Below are 22,239 nucleotides of genomic sequence, written 5' to 3'. Positions count from 1 at the left end.
GCAGAGGCCTTCAACCGGGCAATCGGCGTCCACCGTGCGATGAAACGAAAGGCCGCACTGTCCGTATTCTCTGATCATGGCCGCACCCATCGCATATTCACTCATCGCCACCGACCTGGACGGGACGCTGCTGCGCGGCGACGACACCCTCTCCGACCGGTCCCTCGCCGCGCTCGCGCGGGTGGCGGAAGCCGGTGCCCAGCACCTCGTGGTGACGGGCCGGCCGGCGCCGAGAGTGCGACCGCTCCTGGACGACCTCGGGTGCACGGGGCTCGCGGTGTGCGGGCAGGGCGCTCAGGTGTACGACGCCGGCGCGGACCGGCTGCTGTGGACCATCACCCTGGACCGGGAGCTGGCCGAGACCGCCCTCGGCAAGATCGAGGCCGAGGTGGGGCAGGTGTACGCGGCGGTCGACCAGGACGGTGTCGACGGGCTCACGCTGATCGAGCCGGGGTATCTGATGCCGCACCCGACCCTGCCCGCCGTGCGGGTCGACCGGCGCGAGGAGCTGTGGGGCGAGCCCATCAGCAAGGTGTTGCTGCGCCATCCCCATCTGTCGGACGACGAGTTGGCGGCGACGGCCCGCTCGGTGGTCGGCTCGCTGGCGACGGTGACCATGTCGGGGCCCGGCACGGTCGAGCTCCAGCCGTGCGGGATCACCAAGGCCACGGGTCTGGCGCTGGCCGCCGAGCATCTGGGGCTGCGGCCGGCGGACACCATCGCCTTCGGCGACATGCCCAACGACATCCCGATGTTCGACTGGGCCGGCCACGGCGTCGCGATGGCCAACGCCCATCCCGAACTCAAGGCCGTGGCCGACGAGGTCACCCTGTCGAACGAGGACGACGGCATCGCCGTCGTCCTCGAGCGACTGCTGGGCGGTACGGCTCAGTACGGGCCGTTGACGTTGTCGATCGAGCCGTAGCGGTCGGCCGCGTAGTTGCAGGCCGCCGTGATGTTGGCGACCGGGTCGTACGGGTCGAAGGAGGTGCCGTCCACGTGGTAGGCGGCGAACGTCGGGTCGATCACCTGGAGCAGGCCCTTGGACGGGGTCCCCGCGACGGCGTTGGAGTCCCAGTTGTTGATGGCCTGGGGGTTGCCGGACGACTCGCGCATGATGTTGCGGTAGATGCCGTCGTAGGAGCCCGGGATCCCCTTCTGCGCCATGATGTCCAGCGACTCGCGGATCCACCCGTCGAGGTTGTTCGCGTAGGTCTTCGCGGACGCCTGGGTGGCCTGGGCGACGCCGCCGGCGGGCTTGGCGGCCGGCTTGGCGGGGGCGGACGACTTGGTCGCCGTCTTCTTCGCCGCGTCCGTCTTGGCGGTCTTCACCGTCAGCTTCAGACCCGGGTGGATCAGCTTCGGGTTGTCGCCGACGGCGGCGCGGTTGTCCTTGTAGAGCTGCTTCCAGCCGCCCGAGACGTCGTACTTGTCCGCGATGCGGGCGAGCGAGTCGCCCTTGGCCACGGTGTACGTGAGGGACTTGGCGGGCTGGGCCGCCCGCGGCACGGACTGCGCGGCGGCGGGTGCGCTCTGGGGCTCGGCGGCACTCGCGTGGGTGGCGCCGAGAAGCGGAAGGGTGAGTGCTGCCGCGCCGGTACCGGCGGCGATGATCCCTCGGGTCAGCGGGTTGGTTCCGGGGCGACGGTGGTTGCCTCGTGAGGTCATGGCGATGTTCCTCTCCGGCGCCTGCGAGGTGAGCTGTCGGGTTCGGGCCGGGAGGTGCCCGGCCGCGTACGGCGCTGTGTGCCGTGCGCGGCTTCACCCCGAGCCGTGCCGCTGTGCGGACCGGCGACTTACCTGGGTCCCCCGCTCCTGCCCTGCGTGAGTGAGTCGGTTCCGTGGGAAGTCCGGGCGGCGGCAGGATTAGGCGTCCGCCGGACAGGGCCGGAACGTATGCGAGAGCACATGTCGGGAACAAGCACCTCAGTCACATATCGCGCGGTTGACCTTGGTCTGGGGTGTTTGGGCCGCTTGATCCTTTGCGGGAGCCAAGGCTCAACTGGCTTTCGGGGGAAGGCGTTAGGGGCCGCTGTCGCAGGGAGGGGGAAAAGGGAAAGGGGTGATTCAACTCACTGATCACGAGTCCGTGGGGCAATTTTCGCCAAGGGGAATTAGCCGACTCATCGCGGCAAATCGTGCATAACTCGCTACCCCTGGGTAAGTCGATAAATATCTGTTCTTATGGGTTGATCGAAAACATAACGGTCGTGATCGGATACCACCCAGCCTGTAGCCATGGGTGCTGGCGGTGATCGAAACGTGACCGGATACGCTGACTCGAGTGAGGGCAGCGACCTATCGACAATCCGCGTGACCACCGGCAGACACAGCAGACAGGAGACCCCTCGTGACCGACGTCGGGCCGTTCGGGCTGAGCGTGCGGGACCAGGCTCTGGAGGCCGATGTCCAGGCCGGATTGGCGGCTGTCGAGGAAGGCTTGCTCGAGGCCACCAAGAGCGAGGTGCCCTTCATCACGGAGGCCGCCCAGCATCTGGTCCGGGCCGGCGGCAAGCGGTTCCGCCCGCTGCTCGTGATGCTCTCCGCCCAGTTCGGTGACCGCCACGCGCCCGGCATCGTGCCGTCGGCCGTCGTCGTGGAGCTGACCCACCTCGCCACGCTCTACCACGACGACGTCATGGACGAGGCCGCCGTGCGCCGGGGCGTCGCGAGCGCGAACACCCGCTGGGGCAACTCCGTCGCGGTCCTCACCGGTGACTTCCTCTTCGCCCGCGCCTCGCACATCCTGGCCGACCTCGGCCCGGAGGCCGTGCGGGTGCAGGCCGAGGCGTTCGAGCGGCTGGTGACCGGCCAGATCCTGGAGACGGCCGGACCGCAGGACGGCCGCGACCCCGTCGAGCACTACCTGGACGTGCTGGGCGGCAAGACCGGCTCGCTGGTCGCGGTGTCGTGCCGGTTCGGCGCGATGATGTCCGGCGCCGACGAGACGGTCGTGGACGTCCTGACCCAGTACGGCGAGCGGCTCGGCGTCGCCTTCCAGCTCGCGGACGACGTCCTGGACATCGCCTCCGACTCCCACGAGTCCGGCAAGACCCCCGGCACCGACCTGCGCGAGGGCATCCCCACGCTGCCGGTGCTGCGGCTGCGCGAGCGGGCGGCCCGGCTCGGGCTCGCCGAGGACATCGCCCTGTGCGAGCTGCTCGACTCCGACCTCACCGACGACGCACGGCACGCCGAGGCCCTGCGCCTGCTGCGGGCCCACCCGGCGCTGGAGCAGGCCCGGCAGGACACCGTCCGCTACACCCAGGACGCCCGTTCGGCGCTGGCACCGCTGCCGGAGTGCACCGCGAAGGCGGCGCTTTTGGAGCTGTGCGACGCGGTGGTGCACCGGGCCGGCTAGCACGTCTTTCCCGTACGACCCCTACGGGTCGGGGGAGAAGCCGCCCCTCCGTGTCATACCCCAGCAGTACACGGAGTTGAGCCCGGGGTCTGACGTATCTCCCTGGCCGATTTGGTCAGATGGTGACCACGGAAAACACCACTCCTCACCTGTTCGGGTGAGAATGGCGGCTCAGGGACGAGTACGTGGACGACACCGGCAGCCGCCGCCGACCACGGAGGTAGGGCACACATGGCACCGTACGCATCCGATGACAGCACGACCGGCGGGGAGGTCGACGGGCAGCGCTCCGGGCGGCGCAAAGCCGCGCGGTACGTCGTCCCGGTCACGGTGATAGGGGTGGCGGCCGCGACGATCGGGCTGGTCCCCGCACTCGCCGACTCCGGTGACCCCGACCTCCCGAAGATCACCGCACAGCAGCTCATCGAGAAGATCGCCAAGTCCGACGTCCAGCAGCTGTCCGGCACGGTGAAGATCAGCACCGACCTCGGCCTGCCGAACCTCGGCGGCCTGGAGTCCGGCCTGCTGTCCGGCGCCGCGGGCCAGGGCGAGGGCGGCTCCTCCGCCGACCCGACGGCCAAGCTCACCGAACTCGCCTCCGGCACGCACACCCTGCGCGTCGCCGCCGACGGCCCCGACCGGCAGAAGCTGTCGCTGCTGGAGAACGCCGCCGAGTACAGCGTCATCCACAACGGCAAGGACGTCTGGGGCTACGACAGCAAGTCCAACGAGGTCTACCACGGCACCTCTTCGAAGAGCCCGGAGCACGGCAAGGACCAGCAGCCGCCGGCCACGCCGAAGGACTTCGCCGAGGAGGCCCTGAAGGCGGTCGACGACACGACCTCCGTGACCGTCGACGGCACCGCCCGGGTCGCCGGCCGGGACGCCTACAAGCTCGTCGTCAAGCCGAAGCAGTCCGGCTCGACGGTCGGCGCGATCAGCGTCGCCGTGGACGCGCGGACCGGCATGCCGCTGAAGTTCACCCTGACCCCGGCGAGCGGCGGCGCGGCCGTGGTCGACATCGGCTTCACGAAGGTCAGCTTCGCCAAGCCGGCCGCCTCCACCTTCGACTTCACCCCGCCCAAGGGTGCGAAGGTCACCGAGGAGAAGGACGCCGGCAAGGGCTCGGGCGAGACTCCGCGCAAGGCCCCGGGCAAGCCCTTCGACCTGGGTGAGGCGCCGGGCCACGCCCCGGAGGCCGGGAAGGACTTCGGCCAGGGCCTCGACGGCATGAAGACCATCGGCGAGGGCTGGAACGCCATCGCCACCTTCGACACCGGCGGCGAAGGCGTGCCCTCGGGCAAGGCCGGCGGCGAGTTCGGCGGCTTCATCGACTCGCTCGGCGACAAGGTCCACGGCGAGTTCGGCTCGGGCACGGTCTTCTCGACCCGCCTGGTCAACGCCCTCGTCACCGACGACGGCAAGGTCTACGCCGGCCTGGTCACCAAGGACGCGCTCGTGAAGGCGGCCGACGCCGGGAAGTAGGTCCCGCAGGCGTACGGGACCTCGAGAGAGCGAGGAAGCCGATGGACGAGGTGTCCGCCACGCAACCGGAGCGGAGTGAGGCGCGGGCCGGGACCGGGGAACCGGTCATCGCCACCCGCGGGCTCACCAAGCGCTACCGCGGCGGACATCTCGCCGTCGACGGCCTGGACCTGACCGTCCCGGCGGGCAGCGTCTTCGGCTTCCTCGGCCCCAACGGCTCCGGCAAGACCACCACCAGACGCATGCTGATGGGCCTCATCGAGCCCACCTCCGGCACGGCCCGGGTGCTGGGGCAGCCCATGCCCCGGGCCACCCGCGCCGTGCTGCCGCATGGCGGCGCCCTCATCGAGGGCCCCGCCCTCTACGGCTTCCTCTCCGGCCGCGACAACCTGATCCGCTACGACAGCGCCGACCCGGCCGCCGACCCGCGCACCCGGCGCACCCGGGTCGCCTCGGCCCTGGACCGGGTGGGCCTGACGTCCGCGGCGGGCAAGAAGGCCAAGGCGTACTCCCTGGGCACGCTCCGCTATCTGCTGGTCGCCCCGGCCGGCCGCAGCCGCCTGCTGCTCACCAAGTACGCGACGGTCGTCGTCTTCTGCCTGGCCGCCACACTCGTGGTCGCCGTGTCGGCGCTGACGGTCGGCGCGCTGCTCTTCCCGCTCGGCGATCTGACGACCATCTCCGGTACGCAGATCAGCTTCGCCGACGGCCTGGGCAGAGCCCTGCTGATCGCCCTGGCCGTCGCGGCGTCACTGATCGGCGTCGCCGCGCTCGGCCTGTTCGTCTCCACCATGACGGGCAGCGGCATCGCGGCGATGGCGACCACGGTCGGCCTGCTGATCACGGTCCAGATCCTCGACCAGATCCCGCAACTGCACGCCCTCCAGCCGTACTTCTTCTCCCACTACTGGCTCTCCTTCGCCGACCTCATGCGCGAGCCGGTCCACTGGGACGACCTGACGAAGAACCTGGGCCTGCAGGCCCTGTACGCGGCGGTGTTCGGATCGGCGGCGTGGGCGCGCTTCACGGCGAAGGACATCACGGCCTAGTGCCGCGGCAGGCAACGTTCGCCCCGTCGCGACGCCCGGCACGCACTCTCGCCGCACCGGGCACAAACCCAAGTACATCCAGTACGAGGGCATGCACCCGGCACGCCGAGAGCACGCACCGGACGCCGCTCCTTGACGGGCAAACGTTGCCTGCCGCGGCACTAGCGTCCGGCCGCGCCGGGACTCATCGCTCGTACAGGAACCGGGCGAGCGGTGCCTCCTGCTCGAAGAAGGTCTTGGCGCGGGTCAGCGCCGCGTCGTCGGTCAGCACGTCACCGGGCTTGCTGCCGTTGCCGAGCAGCACCCCGCCGAAGCGCATCCCCATGTACGCCGCGGAGTTGTGGAGCGTCCCGACGAGCGGGTCGGCGACCACCTCCTGCGGGTGCGCGAGGGCCGTGACGCCCCACAGGGTGCGGCCGGCCAGGGTCGCCTTGAAGTCCAGGCCGGGCGTGCGCAGCCAGCCCGACCAGTAGTCGAGGTAGCGCTTGGTCTGTGCGGAGACCGAGTACCAGTACAGGGGCGAGACGATCACGATGTCCGTCGCGGCGAGCGTGGCGTCCAGCAGCCGGGCCACGTTGCCCTCGGTCGGGCGGACGTGGTCGCTGTCGTGCCGCAGGTCCTCGAAGTCCGGCACGGGGACCTCGGTGAGGTCGAGCCACTCCTGCTCGACGTCCGGGGGCAGCTGCTCGGCGGCCCGGCGGGCCAGCAGCTCGGTGTTGCCCTCGGGGCGAGCGCTGCCCAGGACGAAAAGGAAACGGCGGGTCATGGTGTCCCCCAGAAGAAAGGCGTACGGCGATTACACGCGTATGCATCATATGCGTGCGCATTCAAATCCGCCAGGGGTGCCCGCCAGCCTCCGGTCCGCGCCTCCGCCTCCCGCGCCACGGCCAGCAACCGCGCCTCCCGCCCGTGTGGCGCGACCAGCTGGAGCCCGGCCGGGCAGCCGTCGCCGCCGAACCCGGCGGGCAGGCTCAGGGCAGGGTGTCCGCTGAGGTTGAACGCCCAGGTGAGGGAGGTGGAGTAGCGGTCCCCGGGCCCCTCGTGGCCGTGCGGGGCGGTGGGGGCCGTGGGCGTCAGCAGCAGCTCGACGCCGGCGAACAGCGCGGCCAGCCGCCGGTCGTTCTCGGCCCGGACGCGGTGGGCCCCGGCCAGGTCGGCGCCGGGCGTGCGCAGCGCGAGCCACGCGGGCCCGGGATCCATGAGCCTCACCGGCACCCGCGGCCGTACGAGCCGTATGACACCCGCGGCCACGAGCCGTTCCACCGCGGCCCGGCCGAGCGCGACCGGCTCCGGATCGGGCCCGGCGAAACCGAGGCCGGGGGACCAGACGGCGGTGACGGGGAGGGCGGGGAGGGCGGGCTCCGGCTCGCCCGTCACCACCTGCCACCACCTCGCCGCGTCCGCGGCGGAACGGGCGAGCACACCGGGGACCGCGAGCCGCGTACGGTCGGCGGAGGGCAGCCGCCCGGCCGTGGTCTTCAGACCGACCACTCCGCACCACGCCGCCGGGATCCGCACCGACCCGGCCCCGTCGCTGCCCGTCGCCAGCGGCACCAGCCCGGCCGCCACGGCCGCCGCCGCCCCGGCCGACGAGCCGCCCGGCGTACGGTCGGCCCGCCACGGATTGACGGTACGGCCCCGTGCCCCGAGCCCCCAGGTCTGCCAGGGCGTGCCCGGCCCGGGCACGGACGTCGACCCCACGGCCACGGCCCCGGCCGCGAGCAGCGGGCCCGCCGTGCGCAGCCCGTGCCGCCCCTTCACGGCGACCGGCACACCGGCCAGCGGAAGGGAGGGATCCGCGCCTCGCCGTTCGAGTCGCCGGTCCACCTCACCCGCCCGCCGCAGCGCCTCCTCGCCCCACACCTCGACGAACGCGCACAGCCGCGGATCGGTCCGCTCGATCCGGTCCAGGGCCTGCGCGACCACGTCCGTCGCGCGCAGCTCCCGGGCCTTCACACCCGCCGCGATCTCCACGGCCGACAGGGGCGCGCCCGGCAGGGGCGCGGCCGGCCCGGGGACGGCTGTCAGCGTGCCGCTCCCGTCAGCCGGGCCAGGGTCTCCGTCTCGCGCGGCGGGTGTCCGAGCTCGCCGAGCCGCCAGGACGGCACCCACGGGACGCGGTAGACGTCGATGACCGACTCCAGCGCCCTGACCCGCTGGGCGAGCGGGCGCGGCAGCCGGCCCGGGGCGTCCGCCACGAGGACGACGGCGTCCAGGTCGAGCCCCTGCGGAGCCCGGCCGCGCCGGAAGATCTCCACCGCCCCGGCGGCCGTGTCCAGCCCGGCCGCGTGCGTCCGCGCGACCAGCAGCACCGAGGGGGGATCGCCGGGCCCGGGCCAGGACCGGCCGCAGTCCTGGCCGCCGTAGACCGCGGCGAGCGTGGAGACGCCCGCGCCGCCGTGCGTGCCGACCCAGGAGAAGCGCCGGGCCGCGGCATGGGCGTGCGCGGGCTCAGGCGGCACCGGCTCCGGGGGCGTCACCGGGCCGCGCAGCCAGATCTCCGGTCCCTGTCGCATGCCTGTGTGCATGCCCCTCTCCTCCCTCGTACGCCCGGTCTTCATGCCCGTCACCACGACCGAGCCGGGGCCGACGGCCCTTGGGACGAGCCTGTGACACCGTAGTGACGTGAGAAACGAAGGCGAGCGGACACACTCGACAGAAGGTGTACGACGCCGAGTGAGGGGACGATGTCGCGACTCAGCCGCGAGAAGAAGCGGGAACAGAAGCAGGCCGCACGCGCGGCGACCCCGGCGGCGCCGATCGACGTCCATGTCCCCAGGGCCGGAACGGACGTGGGAGGGGGAGCCGGCGGGGTGTCCGACGGTGCCTCCGTCGGTGGCGTCCCGGTCTTCGCGGCCCCCGGTGAGGAGATCCAGCGGGCCGTCCTGAACCGCCTCCACCACATCGCCCTCGCCACCGGCCACCCCGTCCTCGCCACGATCCGCGACGAGCGCATCGGCTACGTCGTCCCGCTCCAGGTCGACCCGGACGGCTCCAGCCACTTCACGGCCGAGCCGGTCGCCACGGCCCCGCCGGAGCCGCCGCGGGACGTCCGTGGTGACCTGCCGCCGGAGCCTCAGCACGCGCGGGGTAACGACGCCGTGCAGCCGCCGGAGCCCCGGCCCGCCCGGGGTACCGACGCCATGACGCCGCCCGAGCCGGAGCACACCCCGAGCGGCGGCGCCCCGGCGCCCGAGCCCCGGCCCGCGCGCGAAGACAGCGCCACGCACGTGCTGCGCCTGCCGCGAGAGTCCGGCTCGGCCCCGACGTTCCCGCTGCGCGCCGTGCCCGAGCCGCAGCCGGCCGGTGAACCCGTGCCGACGTTCGAGCTGCGCGCCGTACCGGAGTCGGCCGAGCCCGCCCCGGAGGACACGCCACCGGCCCCGGGCACGGTCATGCCGCCCGGCACCGCCGCGCCGCCGACCGGCGCGTTCGGCCCGCCCCCGCCCATGGACGCGAGGCCGCTCCCCGTTCCGGAAACACCCCCGGCTCCGCGACCCCGGGCCGTCCCCGACCCCGCCCTGATCGCCGCCGACCCCGACCCCAAGCCCACCCCTCCGCGCGGCTTCGACGCCGTCGCGGAGGCCGTGCTCGGGGACGAACCCCTCACCGCCCCGGGCGACCCCGGAGCGCCCGCGCTCCTCGCGGAGCCGGTCGGGCGGATCAACGAGGCGGTGAAGGAAGGCAGGATCGAGGACGCCGCCGGGCTGGCGGAGCAGACCGTCGTGCAGGCGTCGGGGGCGCTGGGGCCGGAGCACCCCGAGGTGCTCCGGCTGCGCGAACTCACCGCGTACATCGCCTACTTGGCGGGCGACCCGCTCCGTGCCTGCCGGCTGTCGCTCGACCTGGCCGGTGCCCGCCGCCGGGCCGGCGACGCGGAGGCCGCCTACGGCAACGTGGAGAGCGCGGCCACCGCCTGGCGGGCGGTGCGCGACCCGGCGCTGGGACTGGAGCTGGGGCGTGACCTGATCGGCCTGTGGACGGAACTCGCCGCGGAGGACGGCCCGGCCGCCGAGGAGGTCGAGCAGCTGGAGTCGGCCCGCGCCCGCATGGGCCGTCTCGCCGAACGCGCCGCCCGCAACCCGTAGGCGCTGCGCCGGGGGCTACTCCGACAGCTCCCACACCGCGTACGCGAGGGCGTCGCTGTTGCGGTTCAGGGCGGTGTCGTTGATGTTGGCGGTGGTGTCGCAGGAGGAGTGGTAGCAGCGGTCGAAGGCCCGCCCCGCCGTACCGCCCCACTTGGCCGCCTGCGCCGCCGTCATCGTCCGGCTCGCGCCGGTGAACAGACCGCCCACCGGCACGCCCGCGCTCTTGAAGGGCGCGTGGTCGGAGCGGCCGTCGCCCTCGGTCTCGATCTCGGTCGGGACGCCGATGCCGCCGAAGTAGTCCTTGAAGGTCTTCTCGATCGCGGGGTCGTCGTCGTAGACGAAGTAGCCGGGGTTCGGGGAGCCGATCATGTCGAAGTTCAGATAGGCGCTGATCCTGGAACGGTCGCCGGTGGCCAGCCGGTTGACGTAGTAGCGGGAGCCGACCAGGCCGAGCTCCTCCGCGCCCCACCAGGCGAACCGCAGGTGCTTGGTGGGCTTGTACTGCGCCCGGGACACGGCCAGGGCGGTCTCCAGGACGGCGGACGAGCCGGAGCCGTTGTCGTTGATGCCGGCACCCGAGGAGACGCTGTCGAGGTGCGAGCCGGCCATCACGACCTGGTTCGCGTCGCCGCCCGGCCAGTCGGCGATCAGGTTGTAGCCGGTGCGGCCGGACGCGGTGAACTGCTGGATCGTGGTGGTGTATCCGGCGGCGTCCAGCTTGGCCTTCACGTAGTCGAGCGAGGCCTTGTAGCCGGCCCTGCCGTGCGCCCGGTTGCCGCCGTTGGCGGTGGCTATGGACTGCAGCTGGGACAGGTGGGTCTTGACGTTCGCCACGGGTATGTCCGGCGCGGCGGCCGCTCTGGGGGGAGCGGACGACGCGGCGTCGGCCACGGCACCGCCGGTCAGGAGCATGGCTGTTGCCATGCCGCCCGCGGCGACGGCGCGCGCGGAAACGGAGAGCTTCATGTGGGGGCTCCGGATTCCGTCGGGAAGCCCGTGGGGTGTCCACGGGCCGCCCACAGTGAATGGGGTGCCTGGATGGTGAAGCTGGTACTGACTCTCCGTCAAGGTACGTATTTGGCCAGGGCGTTACGGAGCGCAGGGCTCCGGCGTCCGTGTCACGGGGTGCGGAACCCGGTCCCCGCACGCGCCCGTGTCACAGGGCGCGGAGCCCGGTCCCCGCCGGCGCCCGCTCACTGGACGCAGAACTCGTTCCCCTCCGGGTCCGCCATCACGACCCACTCGCCGCCCTGCTCCTTCACCCGCCGCAGCGCACCGGCCCCGAGCCCCTCCAGCCGTGCGACCTCCTCGTCGCGGCGCCCCTCGCCCGGGTGCAGATCGAGGTGCAGCCGGTTCTTGCCCGTCTTCGCCTCCGGCACCCGCTGGAACAGCAGCCTCCGCCCCAGCCCGGTCCCGCTCTCCTCCTCGAACGGATCCTCGGGGTGCCGTACGGCGACCAGGTCCCGGAAGGCGCGGCGGCCGTGGAACTCGACCGTGGCCTCCTCCGGCAGGGCGCCGAAGCCGAGCAGCTTCCCGATCAGGGCGCTGTTGTCCTCGACCTCGTAGTGCAGGGCGGCGGCCCAGAAGTCGGCCTGCGCATGCGGGTCGTTCGCGTCGATGACGAGTTTCCAGTGCACGGGAGTCGGTGATGCGGGTGTCTGCGTCATGTAACCACTTATACTGGTTAGGTGAGTGGACGCACAGGGGGAACGTTGGATCGAACGCCCGGTCTGACGCTGGTCTCGGGCCAGGGCAAGCCCTACCGCTTCGACCCCGGCACCCTGTGCCTGGAGCTGACGGTCACGGGCGGCCCCGGGGCCTTCGCCCGCTGGGAGGTGCTGCACGAACCCGCCGACCTGGTCACCTGGGCCGGGCGCAGCCGGCTGCCGGACGGACTGGACCTCACCGTCTCCGCCGCGGAACTCGAACGGGCCCGCGCCCTGCGCGACGCGGTGTTCCTGCTCGCGGCCGACCGCGCCCACGGCCGCCCCCTGCGCGCCGCGCAACTGGAGGTCGTCAACGCGGCAGCGGCCGCGCCCCCGCTCATCGCCCGCATCGAGCCCGACGGCTCCCGCGCCTGGGCCCCCGGCGCCACCGGCACCCACCTGCTCGCGACCGTCGCCCGCGACGCGATCGACCTGTTCACCGGGCCCCACGCCGACCGCGTCCGCGAGTGCGGCGCCCACAACTGCCACCTGCTCTTCGTCGACACCTCCCGCCCGGGCCGCCGCCGCTGGTGCGCGATGGAGCACTGCGGGAACCGCGAGAAGGTCCGGGCGCACCGCGCCCGCCACACGTCTACGGAGTCGTAGCCTTTGGGGCCTCGGCCGTACGCGTGTCGTACGCGGTCCGGGCCGCCGCGATCTCCTCCTGGTGCGCCTCCGTCCAGGTCACCAGCGACTGGATCGTGGTGTGCAGCGTCCTGCCGAGGGAGGTCAGTTCGTACTCCACCCGCGGCGGAACCACCGGGTACACCGTCCGCTTCACCATGCCGTCCCGCTCCAGCGAGCGCAGGGTCACCGTCAGCATCCGCTGGCTGACACCGTCGATCTCCCGGCGCAGCTCGGTGAAGCGCAGCCGCCGGTTGTCCAGCAGTGCGATGACCAGCAGCGACCACTTGTCGGCGATCCGGTCGAGGATCTGCCGGACCTGGCAGTCCTCGCGGGTGTCCCACTGGAAGGGATCGGCGTCGCCGTGGTCCACGGTGCTCTCGCAGTGACTCGGTGACTCAGAAGTGCCTTCTTCCATGTCTGTCGATGCTGCCGCAGGGTGGGTCGTGGTTACAAGAGGGAACCGACCCTTACTTGCGTAACCGCCCCATACCGGAGGAGTGTTGACTCATGGGCACCCGTGCCTGGGCGCTACTGCTCGTTCTGTGCGGAACGATCTTCCTCGAAGGCATCGACGTCGCGATGATGGCGGTGGCGATCCCGGCCGTCCGCGCCGATCTCGGCCTCGCCACCGGCACCGCGGCCTGGGTGATGAGCGCCTACGTGCTCGGCTACGCCGGCTTCACCCTGCTGGGCGGGCGGGCCGCCGACCTGCTCGGACGGCGGCGGATGTTCCTGCTCTGGCTGACCGTCTTCCTCGCCTTCTCGGGGCTCGGCGGCTTCGCGACCGACGGCTGGATGCTGATCGTCTCCCGGTTCGTCACGGGTGTCGCCGCCGCGTTCATGACCCCGGCCGCGCTCTCCCTGATCACCACGTCGTACGAGGAGGGCCCGCAGCGCAACAAGGCCCTGCTGGTCTTCGCCGGGACGGGCGCGGCCGGCTTCTCCCTCGGTCTGGTGATCGGCGGCCTGCTCACCGAGATCGGCTGGCGCTGGGTGTTCTTCGCCCCCGTGCTGCTGGCCGCCACCCTGCTCCTCGCGGCCGTACGCCTGATCCCGCGGCGCGACGCCCCGCCCAAGCGGAGGCGCACGTTCGACCTGCCCGGCGCGATCACCGCCGCCGGCGCCATGCTGCTCGCCGCCTACACCGTCGTGCGTTTGGAGCACGGTCTGCACCACTGGCCGCTCACCCTGGCCTCGGGCCTCGCGGCGGTGATCACGGCCGGCGTCTTCGTCGCGGTCGAGCGCCGCTGCCCCGACCCGCTCGTCCGGCTGGGCATGCTGCGCTGGAGCCCGGCCGTGCGCGCCGACCTCGGGGCGCTGCTCTTCCTCGGCGCCTTCTTCGGCTTCCAGTTCGTCGTCACGCTCTACTTGCAGGAACTGCGCGGCTGGTCGCCCGTGCAGACGGCGGTGGCCCTGGTGGTCATGGGCATCGACGCCGTCCTGGCACCCACGCTCACGCCCAGACTGGTCGCCCGCTTCGGCAGCGCCCGGGTGATCGCCGGCGGTTTCGTCCTGGCCGTGGCCGCGTACGCGCTGTTCCTGCCGGTCGGCATGGACTGGTCCTACGCCATGATGTTCCCGACCCTGCTGCTCTCCGGCTTCGCGTTCGCCCTGGCCTACGGACCGCTGACGATCGCGGCGACGGACGGGGTGGCCGGGTCGGAGCAGGGCCTGGCCGGCGGGCTGCTGACCACCGCCACCCAGTTCGGCTCCGCGATCGGCATCTCGGCGGTGACCGCGGTCTACGGCCTGGCGTCCACCGGGTCCGGCCCGGAGGCCACGCTCTCGGCGTTCCGCGCGGCACTGACCGTGCCGGTCGCCCTGGTGGTGCTGGGCACGCTGATCTCGCTGGTCAGCGTCCGGGAGGCCCGGCGGGCGGCGCGCAAGGCGTCCCAGGTGAGCAGCGTCAGCGCCAGCCACACCAGCGCGAACCCGGCCCAGCGCTCCGGCGGCATCTCCTCGTGGAAGTAGAGGATGCCGAGCAGGAACTGCAGGACCGGCGTCGAGTACTGGAGCAGGCCGATGGTGGACAGGGGCACGCGGATCGCGGCCGCGCCGAAGCAGACCAAGGGGAGCGCCGTGACGATACCGGCCGAGGCGAGCAGCGCCGCGTGCCCCGCGCCCTCGCCGGCGAAGGTGGCCTCGGCCCGCGCGGACAGCCACACCAGGAACGCGAGCGCGGGCAGGAACTGGATCGCGGTCTCGGCGGCCAGCGACTCGATGCCGCCGAGACCCACCTTCTTCTTCACCAGCCCGTAGGTGGCGAAGGAGAACGCCAGACACAGCGAGATCCACGGGGGCCGGCCGTAGCCGACGGTCAGCACGACGACCGCGACGACACCGGTCCCGACCGCCGCCCACTGCACCGGCCGCAGCCGCTCCTTCAGCAGCAGCACGCCCATCGCGATGGTGACCAGCGGGTTGATGAAGTATCCGAGCGAGGCCTCGACCACGTGCCCGGAGTTCACGGACCAGATGTACAGGCCCCAGTTGACGGTGATGACCGCCGCGGCGACCGTGATCAGCGCCAGCTTGCGGGGCTGCCGCAGCAGCTCACCGGCCCAGGCCCAGCGGCGCATCACCAGCAGGGCGGCGCCCACGAAGACCAGCGACCACACCATCCGGTGGGCCAGGATCTCCACCGCGCCGGCCGGCTTCAGCAGGGGCCAGAACAGGGGGACGAGCCCCCACATCCCGTAGGCCGCGAAGCCGTTCAGCAGTCCTATGTGCCGCTCACCCCTCGGCTTGCCGGTCACGGGCCCCTCCTTCGCGCCTGGCGTGTGTCCGCGTGGACGACGGTAACGCCGGGCGCCCCCGGCTGTCATGCCCGTATCGGCATACGGTCATGACAGTCCGGGGGTGAGGTGACGCGGGGGAGTGTCAGCCCTTGAGGGCGGCGGCGACGGCCTCGGCGAACGGGGTGGTCGGGCGGCCGGCCAGGCGGGACAGGTCGCCGCTGGAGACGACCAGCTCGCCCTTCTCGATGGAGGCGTCGACACCCGCGAGGATCCGGGCGAACGGCTCCGGCAGGCCCGCGCCGGTCAGGATGCCCACCAGGGCCTCGGCGGGGACGGCGTTGTAGGCGATCTCCTTGCCGGTCTGCCGGCTCAGCTCGGCCGCGTACTCGGCGAAGCTCCAGGGGGTGTCGCCGCCCAGCTCGTACGTCTTGTTCTCGTGTCCCTCACCGGTCAGCACGGCGACGGCGGCAGCGGCGTAGTCGGCGCGGGAGGCGGAGGAGACCCTGCCCTCACCGGCGGCGGCGACGACCGCGTTGTGCTCCAGCACCGGGGCGAGGTTCTCGGTGTAGTTCTCGTGGTACCAGCCGTTGCGCAGCAGCGCGTAAGGCACACCGGAGTCCAGCAGGATCTCCTCGGTGCCGCGGTGGTCGTCGGCGAGCGCGGCGGTCAGGGTGCCGGGGGCGCTGGTGTAGGCGAGCAGGGCGACACCTGCGGCCTTGGCGGCGTCGATGACGACCTTGTGCTGCTGCACCCGGCCTTTGTCGAACTCGTTGCCGGAGATCAGCAGCACCTTGTCGCCGGCGGAGAAGAGACCGTCGTAGGAGGCGGGGTCGTTGTAGTCGGCCAGCGCGATCTTCACCCCGCGGTCCGCGAAGTCGGCGGCCTTCTCGGCGTTGCGGACGACCGCGGTGATCTGCCCGGCGGGGACCTTCTCCAGCAGCTGCTCCACGACGTGGCGGCCGAGGTGTCCGGTGGCTCCGGTGACGACGATGCTCATGGTGAGGACTCTCCTTGAGGGGTGCGTTGGCACTAACCCTAAAGGATGCGCTAACTCTTCGAAAGTACCCACTTTGAAGTAAGGTACTGGCATGTCGGTAAGTAGCAGTGAAGCCCTGTGCCCCTACCGTCTGGTCCTGGAGCACGTGACCAGCCGCTGGGGCGTGCTCGTCCTCACCGAGCTCCTGAACCGCCCCTACCGCTTCAGCGAACTGCGCCGCGCGATCAGCGCCCTCGGAAACCGGGGCGTCAGCGAGAAGATGCTGACCCAGACCCTCCAGACCCTGGAGCGCGACGGACTCGTCCACCGCGACGCCAAGCCCGTCATCCCGCCGCGCGTCGACTACTCCCTCACCGACCTGGGCCGCGAGGCCGCCGAGCAGGTCAGGGCCCTCGTGGCCTGGACGCACCAGCGGATGGACGAGGTGGAGCGGGCCCGCCGGGCGTACGACGAGGCCCGGGCCGCCTCGTGAGCGGCCCGGGCCCCGGGGGTTCCCTTCGGTCGGGTCAGCCGACGACCGTCCAGGTGTCGCCGCCCGCCAGCAGCGCGCCCAGGTCGCCCTTGCCGTGCTGCTCGATCGCGGTGTCGAGCTGGTCGGCCATCTGCGTGTCGTAGACGGGCCGCTCGACCGAGCGCAGGACACCGATCGGCGTGTGGTGCAGGGTGTCCGGGTCGGCCAGGCGCGACAGCGCGAACGCCGTCGTCGGGGACGGGGAGTGCGCGTCGTGGACGAGCACCTGGTCCTCGTTGTCCGGCGTCACCGCGACCACCTTCAGATCACCGGTCAGCGGATCCCGGACCACGCCCTTGGCCTGGTCGGCGCCGAACCGGATGGGCTTGCCGTGCTCCAGCCGGATCACGGCCTCCTCGGCCTGCTGCTTGTCCTTCAGGGCGTCGAAGGCGCCGTCGTTGAAGATGTTGCAGTTCTGGTAGATCTCGATCAGCGCGGTGCCCTGGTGGGCGGCGGCCTGGCGCAGCACCTCCGTCAGGTGCTTGCGGTCGGAGTCCACCGTCCGCGCCACGAACGACGCCTCCGCGCCGATCGCCAGCGACACCGGGTTGAACGGCGCGTCCAGCGAGCCCATCGGCGTCGACTTCGTGATCTTCCCGACCTCGGAGGTCGGCGAGTACTGGCCCTTGGTCAGACCGTAGATCCGGTTGTTGAACAGCAGGATCTTGAGGTTGACGTTGCGGCGCAGCGCGTGGATCAGGTGGTTGCCGCCGATGGACAGCGCGTCGCCGTCACCGGTGACGACCCACACCGACAGATCCCGGCGGGAGCTCGCCAGACCCGTGGCGATGGCGGGGGCGCGACCGTGGATGGAGTGCATCCCGTACGTGTTCATGTAGTACGGGAAGCGGGAGGAGCAGCCGATGCCCGAGACGAAGACGATGTTCTCCTTCGCCAGTCCCAGCTCGGGCATGAAGCCCTGCACCGCCGCGAGGATGGCGTAGTCGCCGCAGCCGGGGCACCAGCGCACTTCCTGATCGGACTTGAAGTCCTTCATCGACTGCTTTCCCTCGGCCGTGGGGACGAGAGAAAGCGCCTCGATGGTGCCCGTGCCGTGCGTGGACGTCTCAGCCATCGATGGCCTCCTTCAGAGCCGCGGCGAGCTGCTCCGCCTTGAACGGCATGCCGTTGACCTGGGTGTACGAGCGGGCGTCGACCAGGTACTTCGCCCGGATGAGCGTGGCGAGCTGCCCGAGGTTCATCTCGGGGATCACCACCTTGTCGTAACGCGCCAGCACCGAGCCCAGATTCCGCGGGAAGGGGTTGAGGTGGCGCAGGTGCGCCTGCGCGACGGACTCCCCGGCTCTGCGCAGCCGCCGCACCGCCGCCGTGATCGGCCCGTACGTCGAGCCCCAGCCCAGGACGAGGGTCCTGGCCTCATGGGGGCCTCCCCTGCTCGAACGAAGGTGAGCGCTTGGGGAAGGGTCGTCCACCTCGATGTCCGGGACGTCGATGCCGTCGATCTTCGCCTGCCGGGTGCGCACCATGAAGTCGTGGTTGGCCGGGTCGTAGGAGATGTTGCCCGTGCCGTCCTGCTTCTCGATGCCGCCGATCCGGTGCTCCAGACCCGGCGTGCCCGGGATCGCCCACGGGCGGGCCAGCGTCTGCGGGTCCCGCTTGTAGGGCCAGAACACCTCGGAGCCGTCGTCGAGCGTGTGGTTCGGCCCCTGGGCGAACTGCACCCGCAGGTCCGGCAGCTCCTCGATGTCCGGGATCCGCCAGGGCTCGGAGCCGTTGGCCAGGTAGCCGTCGGACAGCAGGAACACCGGCGTGCGGTACGTCAACGCGATCCGCGCCGCCTCCAGCGCGGCGTCGAAACAGTCCGCCGGGGTGCGCGGCGCGACCACCGGAACCGGCGCCTCGCCGTTGCGCCCGTACATCGCCTGGAGCAGGTCCGCCTGCTCGGTCTTGGTGGGCAGACCCGTCGACGGGCCGCCGCGCTGGATGTCCACGACCAGCAGCGGCAACTCCAGGGAGACCGCGAGACCGATCGTCTCCGACTTCAGCGCCACACCCGGACCGCTCGTCGTGGTCACGGCCAGCGAACCACCGAAGGCCGCGCCCAGCGCGGCCCCGATGCCTGCGATCTCGTCCTCCGCCTGGAAGGTCCGCACGCCGAAGTTCTTGTGTTTGCTCAGCTCGTGCAGGATGTCCGACGCCGGAGTGATCGGGTACGACCCCAGGTACAGCGGCAGGTCCGCCTGCCTGCTCGCCGCGACCAGCCCGTACGACAGGGCGAGGTTGCCGGAGATGTTGCGGTACACGCCCGGCGGGAATGCCGTGGCCGCCGGGGCGACCTCGTAGGAGACGGCGAAGTCCTCCGTCGTCTCGCCGAAGTTCCAGCCGGCCCGGAACGCCGCGATGTTGGCCGCCGCGATGTCGGGCTTCTTCGCGAACTTCGACTTCAGGAACTTCTCCGTGCCCTCGGTGGGCCGGTGGTACATCCAGCTCAGCAGGCCCAGCGCGAACATGTTCTTGCTGCGCTCGGCCTCCTTGCGGCTGAGGTCGAACTCCTTCAGCGCCTCGACCGTGAGCGTGGTCAGCGGCACGGGGTGCAGGTGGTAGCCGTCCAGCGACCCGTCCTCCAGCGGGGACGTCTCGTAGCCGACCTTCTGCATCGCCCGCTTGGTGAACTCGTCCGTGTTGACGATCACCTCGGCGCCGGGCGGCAGGTCGCCGATGTTCGCCTTCAGCGCGGCCGGGTTCATCGCCACCAGCACGTTCGGCGCGTCACCGGGGGTGAGAATGTCGTGGTCGGCGAAGTGCAACTGGAAGGACGACACACCCGGCAGGGTTCCGGCGGGCGCCCTGATCTCGGCCGGGAAGTTCGGCAGGGTCGACAGGTCGTTGCCGAACGACGCGGTCTCCGAGGTGAAACGGTCACCGGTGAGCTGCATACCGTCACCCGAGTCCCCCGCGAACCTGATGATCACCCGGTCGAGGCGACGGACGTACTTCGCGCCCGCCGCTTTGCGCTGCTCTCCTACGACTGTTCCGTCGGCCTGCTCCGCTGGGCTACTGACCTGGTTGGTCACTGAACTGGACCTCCCTCGAGGACGCTGTCCGGGACAGGCCTTCCCGCAGGCCCTCCCAGGATCAACCCTACGACCGCAAGGGTCGCCTTCTTCGGGTCATTCGCATCTTGGACACGACTTTGGGATGATCGCGCACCCTGACTTGTCCGGATTTTCCGTGAGTCTCACGTCTGGGTGCATGAGGAGTCGCGGTGCATGAGGAGTCGAGGCAAGTGAGGAGTCGAGGTGCATCACGAGTTGAGGTAGGTCAGCACGGCCAGCACCCTGCGGTGGTCGCCCTCGCTCGGGGAGAGCCCCAGCTTCAGGAAGATGTTGCTGACGTGCTTCTCGACCGCCCCGTCGCTGACCACGAGCTGCCGCGCGATCGCCGAGTTCGTCCGCCCCTCGGCCATCAGCCCCAGCACCTCGCGCTCCCTGGGGGTGAGCCCCGCCAGCACGTCCTGCTTACGGCTGCGGCCCAGCAACTGCGCGACCACCTCGGGGTCGAGCGCCGTACCGCCCTCGGCCACCCGCACCACCGCGTCCACGAACTCCCGTACCTCGGCCACCCGGTCCTTCAGCAGATAGCCGACCCCCCGGCTCGACCCGGCGAGCAGCTCCGTGGCGTAGCGCTCCTCCACGTACTGCGACAGCACCAGCACCCCGAGTCCCGGGTGCGCCTTGCGCAGCTGCACCGCCGCCCGCACTCCCTCGTCCGTGTGAGTCGGCGGCATCCGCACGTCCGCCACGACCACGTCCGGCAGCTCGCCCTGCGCGTCCAGCTCCGTGATGGTCTTGATCAGAGCCTCGCCGTCACCCACACCGGCGACCACCTCGTGCCCGCGGTCGGTCAGCAACCGGGTCAGGCCCTCTCTGAGCAGCACCGAATCCTCGGCGATGACCACCCGCACCCTGTCCTCCACGATGTTCGGCCCCCCACAGCCCGATGCCGCCCGTCCGCAGCCCACGACGGCTCCGCCCACCCGTGCGACGGGTCCAGCATTTCAGGGTCCGGAAGTGCATGGGGGCGGGACCGGCTTCCTGACTGGCCGATCGGGTGGTGAGGTCGGGTGGTGAGGGAAAGTTGGGGGGCCAGGGGCGACCGCCCCCGGCCCTGTCACGGCGCGCGGGGGCCGAACCCCCGCGACGGTCACCGCACGTGCGCTCCCCGCCACGGCAGCTCGGCGGTCACCCGGGTCGGCCCGCCCACCGGCGAGTCCACCACCAGAATCCCGTCCACGGCGTCGAGCCGGTCCGCAAGCCCCGCGAGACCGGACCCCTGGGACACGTCTGCCCCGCCCACGCCGTTGTCCACGACCAGCAGCATCAGCCGGTTCTCCGTCCGCCACACCTCGACGCCCGCCCACGTCGCCCGCGCGTGCTTGCTGACGTTCTGCAGCAGCTCCGACACCGTGAAGTACGCGATCCCCTCGATCGCCGGCGCCGGCCGCTCCGCCAGGTCGACCTCGACCTGCACCGGCACCGTGCACCGCGACGCCACCGCCGACAGCGCCGCGTCCAGCCCCCGGTCCGTCAGCACCGCCGGATGGATCCCCCGGGCCAGGTCCCGCAGCTCCTGAAGCGCCGTCTTCACCTCGCCGTGCGCCTCGTCCACCATCCGCGCGGCCGCCCGCGGGTCCTCCTGGAGCTTCTCCTTCGCCAGACCCAGGTCCATGGCCAGCGCCACCAGCCGGGCCTGCGCCCCGTCGTGCAGATCCCGCTCGATGCGCCGAAGGTCGGCCGCGGCCCTGTCCACCACGACCCCCCGGTCCGACTCCAGCTCCACCACCCGCGAGACCAGCCGCGACGGCCCGAGGAGCCCGTGCACCATCAGCCGGTCCACCATCGTCAGGGCCCGCACGATCCACGGCGTGGCGATCGTGAACAGCAGCCCCACCAGCGCGGTCACCGTGATCTCGAACGGGTTGTCCAGGTAGATCCGGTGCGCCCCGTCGCCGTACAGCTGCACCCCGTCCTGCCCCGCGTACACCGGGAACACCCAGAACCACAGCGGATACGTCAGCAGCGCCCAGCCCAGCGCCCACACGTTCACGGCCACGACGAACGAGAACACCGCCCAGGGCAGGTGCAGCACCGCGTACAGCAGCGCCCGCCACGAGGCGCCGCTCTTGAGGACGGCCCCCATCCACGCCATCGCGCCCGGCTTCCTCATCCGCAGCGGCTCCGGCTCGGCCACCTCAAGGCCCAGCAGCCCCCGCGCCCGCATCCGCTCCAGCGCCCCGAAGCCGCGGCACCCGGCGAGCGCCGCCGCCAGCACCGGCACACCGAGGAACGTGATCAGCAGTCCCGCGCCCAGCGACGCCATCGTGACCGCGTAGGTGAACAGCAGGATGCTGATCGGCAGGCTGAGCAGCACATGGGTGAGCTCCAGCCAGGTGCGGCCCTCGACCGGCGCCCGCAGCACGGCCGGCAGCCGGTGGCGCCGTTCGGTGCTCCCCGGGAAGCCCGAGCCGCTGTCGAGCCCGTACCCCTGTCCGTACTCCGTGGCCATCGGCGCCGTCCTTCTCCTCGTCCCGCGGCTGTGCTCATGTACCTCCACCCTGCTCCGCCGCAGGTCGGCGGACCATGGAGTCCGTCGGCGTCTTGGACGGGGGGTTTTCCCTACCCCCGGGGGCCCGGTCTCGGGGCTCCTATGCCGGGGC

Annotated in this window: 20 protein-coding genes, 1 pseudogene and 1 riboswitch; of the genes and pseudogenes, 8 read left to right on the top strand and 13 right to left on the bottom strand. The window is 71.7% G+C overall.

Annotated elements, in window-relative coordinates:
* Nucleotides 1-76 precede the first annotated feature (76 nt).
* On the top strand, nt 77-925 hold the full coding sequence (locus HDC93_RS22740) for an HAD family hydrolase (protein WP_185012701.1): 849 nt from the start codon (nt 77-79) through the stop codon (nt 923-925).
* On the opposite strand, the gene HDC93_RS22735 is transcribed toward HDC93_RS22740, so the two are convergent.
* Nucleotides 889-1,668 (bottom strand): transglycosylase SLT domain-containing protein, encoded by a 780-nt coding sequence (locus HDC93_RS22735; protein ID WP_185012700.1) that lies wholly within the window; start codon nt 1,666-1,668, stop codon nt 889-891. The genes HDC93_RS22740 and HDC93_RS22735 overlap by 37 nt on opposite strands.
* Before the next feature lie 5 nt (nt 1,669-1,673).
* A riboswitch (cyclic di-AMP (ydaO/yuaA leader) is annotated at nt 1,674-1,849 on the bottom strand.
* Between the two features lie 501 nt (nt 1,850-2,350).
* Here HDC93_RS22735 and HDC93_RS22730 point away from each other — a divergent pair.
* From HDC93_RS22730 to HDC93_RS38625, 3 genes are all read left to right on the top strand, one after another.
* Entirely contained in the window at nt 2,351-3,361 is a 1,011-nt protein-coding gene (locus HDC93_RS22730) for a polyprenyl synthetase family protein (RefSeq protein ID WP_185012699.1), read from the top strand.
* A gap of 231 nt (nt 3,362-3,592) precedes the next feature.
* Nucleotides 3,593-4,846 (top strand): outer membrane lipoprotein carrier protein LolA, encoded by a 1,254-nt coding sequence (locus tag HDC93_RS22725; protein WP_185012698.1) that lies wholly within the window; start codon nt 3,593-3,595, stop codon nt 4,844-4,846.
* Nucleotides 4,847-4,887: 41 nt separating this feature from the next.
* Nucleotides 4,888-5,895, top strand: a complete 1,008-nt coding sequence (locus tag HDC93_RS38625; RefSeq protein ID WP_260419709.1) for an ATP-binding cassette domain-containing protein — start codon at nt 4,888-4,890, stop codon at nt 5,893-5,895.
* 184 nt (nt 5,896-6,079) lie between these two features.
* On the opposite strand, the gene HDC93_RS22710 is transcribed toward HDC93_RS38625, so the two are convergent.
* From HDC93_RS22710 to HDC93_RS22700, 3 genes are read right to left on the bottom strand one after another with little or no spacing between them, the layout of a single operon-like run.
* The gene (locus HDC93_RS22710) at nt 6,080-6,661 is read right to left on the bottom strand and encodes a flavodoxin family protein (RefSeq protein WP_185012697.1); all 582 of its coding nucleotides are present in this window, start codon (nt 6,659-6,661) and stop codon (nt 6,080-6,082) included.
* On the bottom strand, nt 6,658-7,869 hold the full coding sequence (locus HDC93_RS22705) for an amidase (protein WP_185012696.1): 1,212 nt from the start codon (nt 7,867-7,869) through the stop codon (nt 6,658-6,660). The genes HDC93_RS22710 and HDC93_RS22705 overlap by 4 nt, the downstream gene beginning before the upstream one ends.
* A 50-nt stretch (nt 7,870-7,919) precedes the next feature.
* A complete protein-coding gene (locus HDC93_RS22700; RefSeq protein ID WP_185012695.1) occupies nt 7,920-8,423 on the bottom strand; it encodes a DUF6668 family protein in 504 nt (167 codons plus the stop codon).
* 159 nt (nt 8,424-8,582) lie between these two features.
* Here HDC93_RS22700 and HDC93_RS22695 point away from each other — a divergent pair, with 159 nt between their 5' ends.
* Complete coding sequence (locus tag HDC93_RS22695; protein ID WP_185012694.1) at nt 8,583-9,983, top strand: tetratricopeptide repeat protein; 1,401 nt, start codon at nt 8,583-8,585, stop codon at nt 9,981-9,983.
* Between the two features lie 15 nt (nt 9,984-9,998).
* Here the strand turns inward: HDC93_RS22695 and HDC93_RS22690 are convergent, their stop codons facing one another.
* Both HDC93_RS22690 and HDC93_RS22685 read right to left on the bottom strand, forming a co-directional pair.
* Nucleotides 9,999-10,949 carry a M28 family metallopeptidase gene (locus HDC93_RS22690; RefSeq protein ID WP_185012693.1) on the bottom strand — a complete coding sequence of 317 codons (951 nt, stop codon included), beginning with the start codon at nt 10,947-10,949 and terminating at the stop codon, nt 9,999-10,001.
* A gap of 227 nt (nt 10,950-11,176) precedes the next feature.
* Complete coding sequence (locus HDC93_RS22685) at nt 11,177-11,650, bottom strand: VOC family protein (RefSeq protein ID WP_185012692.1); 474 nt, start codon at nt 11,648-11,650, stop codon at nt 11,177-11,179.
* Nucleotides 11,651-11,695: 45 nt separating this feature from the next.
* Between HDC93_RS22685 and HDC93_RS22680 the strand changes: the two genes are divergently transcribed.
* Entirely contained in the window at nt 11,696-12,295 is a 600-nt protein-coding gene (locus HDC93_RS22680; protein WP_260419708.1) for an ABATE domain-containing protein, read from the top strand.
* Here HDC93_RS22680 and HDC93_RS22675 read toward each other — a convergent pair.
* A complete protein-coding gene (locus HDC93_RS22675; protein WP_185012691.1) occupies nt 12,282-12,731 on the bottom strand; it encodes a helix-turn-helix domain-containing protein in 450 nt (149 codons plus the stop codon). The two genes, HDC93_RS22680 and HDC93_RS22675, sit on opposite strands and share 14 nt — an antisense overlap.
* 92 nt (nt 12,732-12,823) lie before the next feature.
* Here HDC93_RS22675 and HDC93_RS22670 point away from each other — a divergent pair.
* Nucleotides 12,824-13,978: pseudogene (locus tag HDC93_RS22670) on the top strand (MFS transporter); the annotation flags it as partial.
* A gap of 80 nt (nt 13,979-14,058) precedes the next feature.
* Here HDC93_RS22670 and rarD read toward each other — a convergent pair.
* Together rarD and HDC93_RS22660 are read right to left on the bottom strand one after the other, a co-directional pair.
* Nucleotides 14,059-15,072 (bottom strand): EamA family transporter RarD, encoded by a 1,014-nt coding sequence (gene rarD, locus HDC93_RS22665; protein WP_311774597.1) that lies wholly within the window; start codon nt 15,070-15,072, stop codon nt 14,059-14,061.
* A gap of 124 nt (nt 15,073-15,196) precedes the next feature.
* Complete coding sequence (locus tag HDC93_RS22660) at nt 15,197-16,051, bottom strand: SDR family oxidoreductase (RefSeq protein ID WP_185012689.1); 855 nt, start codon at nt 16,049-16,051, stop codon at nt 15,197-15,199.
* A 91-nt stretch (nt 16,052-16,142) separates the two neighbouring features.
* Here HDC93_RS22660 and HDC93_RS22655 point away from each other — a divergent pair, with 91 nt between their 5' ends.
* Entirely contained in the window at nt 16,143-16,523 is a 381-nt protein-coding gene (locus HDC93_RS22655) for a helix-turn-helix domain-containing protein (protein WP_185012688.1), read from the top strand.
* Nucleotides 16,524-16,557: 34 nt separating this feature from the next.
* Here HDC93_RS22655 and HDC93_RS22650 read toward each other — a convergent pair whose 3' ends face one another.
* The 4 genes from HDC93_RS22650 to HDC93_RS22635 all read right to left on the bottom strand — a co-directional run bounded on the left by HDC93_RS22650 (nt 16,558) and on the right by HDC93_RS22635 (nt 22,088).
* Complete coding sequence (locus tag HDC93_RS22650; RefSeq protein WP_185012687.1) at nt 16,558-17,637, bottom strand: 2-oxoacid:ferredoxin oxidoreductase subunit beta; 1,080 nt, start codon at nt 17,635-17,637, stop codon at nt 16,558-16,560.
* A complete protein-coding gene (locus HDC93_RS22645; protein WP_185012686.1) occupies nt 17,630-19,597 on the bottom strand; it encodes a 2-oxoacid:acceptor oxidoreductase subunit alpha in 1,968 nt (655 codons plus the stop codon). The genes HDC93_RS22650 and HDC93_RS22645 overlap by 8 nt, the downstream gene beginning before the upstream one ends.
* A gap of 230 nt (nt 19,598-19,827) precedes the next feature.
* Nucleotides 19,828-20,499: a response regulator transcription factor gene (locus HDC93_RS22640; protein ID WP_031116988.1), complete on the bottom strand. Its 672-nt coding sequence runs from the start codon at nt 20,497-20,499 to the stop codon at nt 19,828-19,830.
* Nucleotides 20,500-20,726: 227 nt separating this feature from the next.
* Complete coding sequence (locus tag HDC93_RS22635; RefSeq protein ID WP_185012685.1) at nt 20,727-22,088, bottom strand: sensor histidine kinase; 1,362 nt, start codon at nt 22,086-22,088, stop codon at nt 20,727-20,729.
* Nucleotides 22,089-22,239: the final 151 nt, after the last annotated feature.

Origin of the sequence: Streptomyces sp. AK010 (genome assembly GCF_014207295.1) — a bacterium.
GTDB lineage: Bacteria > Actinomycetota > Actinomycetes > Streptomycetales > Streptomycetaceae > Streptomyces > Streptomyces massasporeus.
This window is presented reverse-complemented; position numbering and strand designations above follow the sequence as displayed.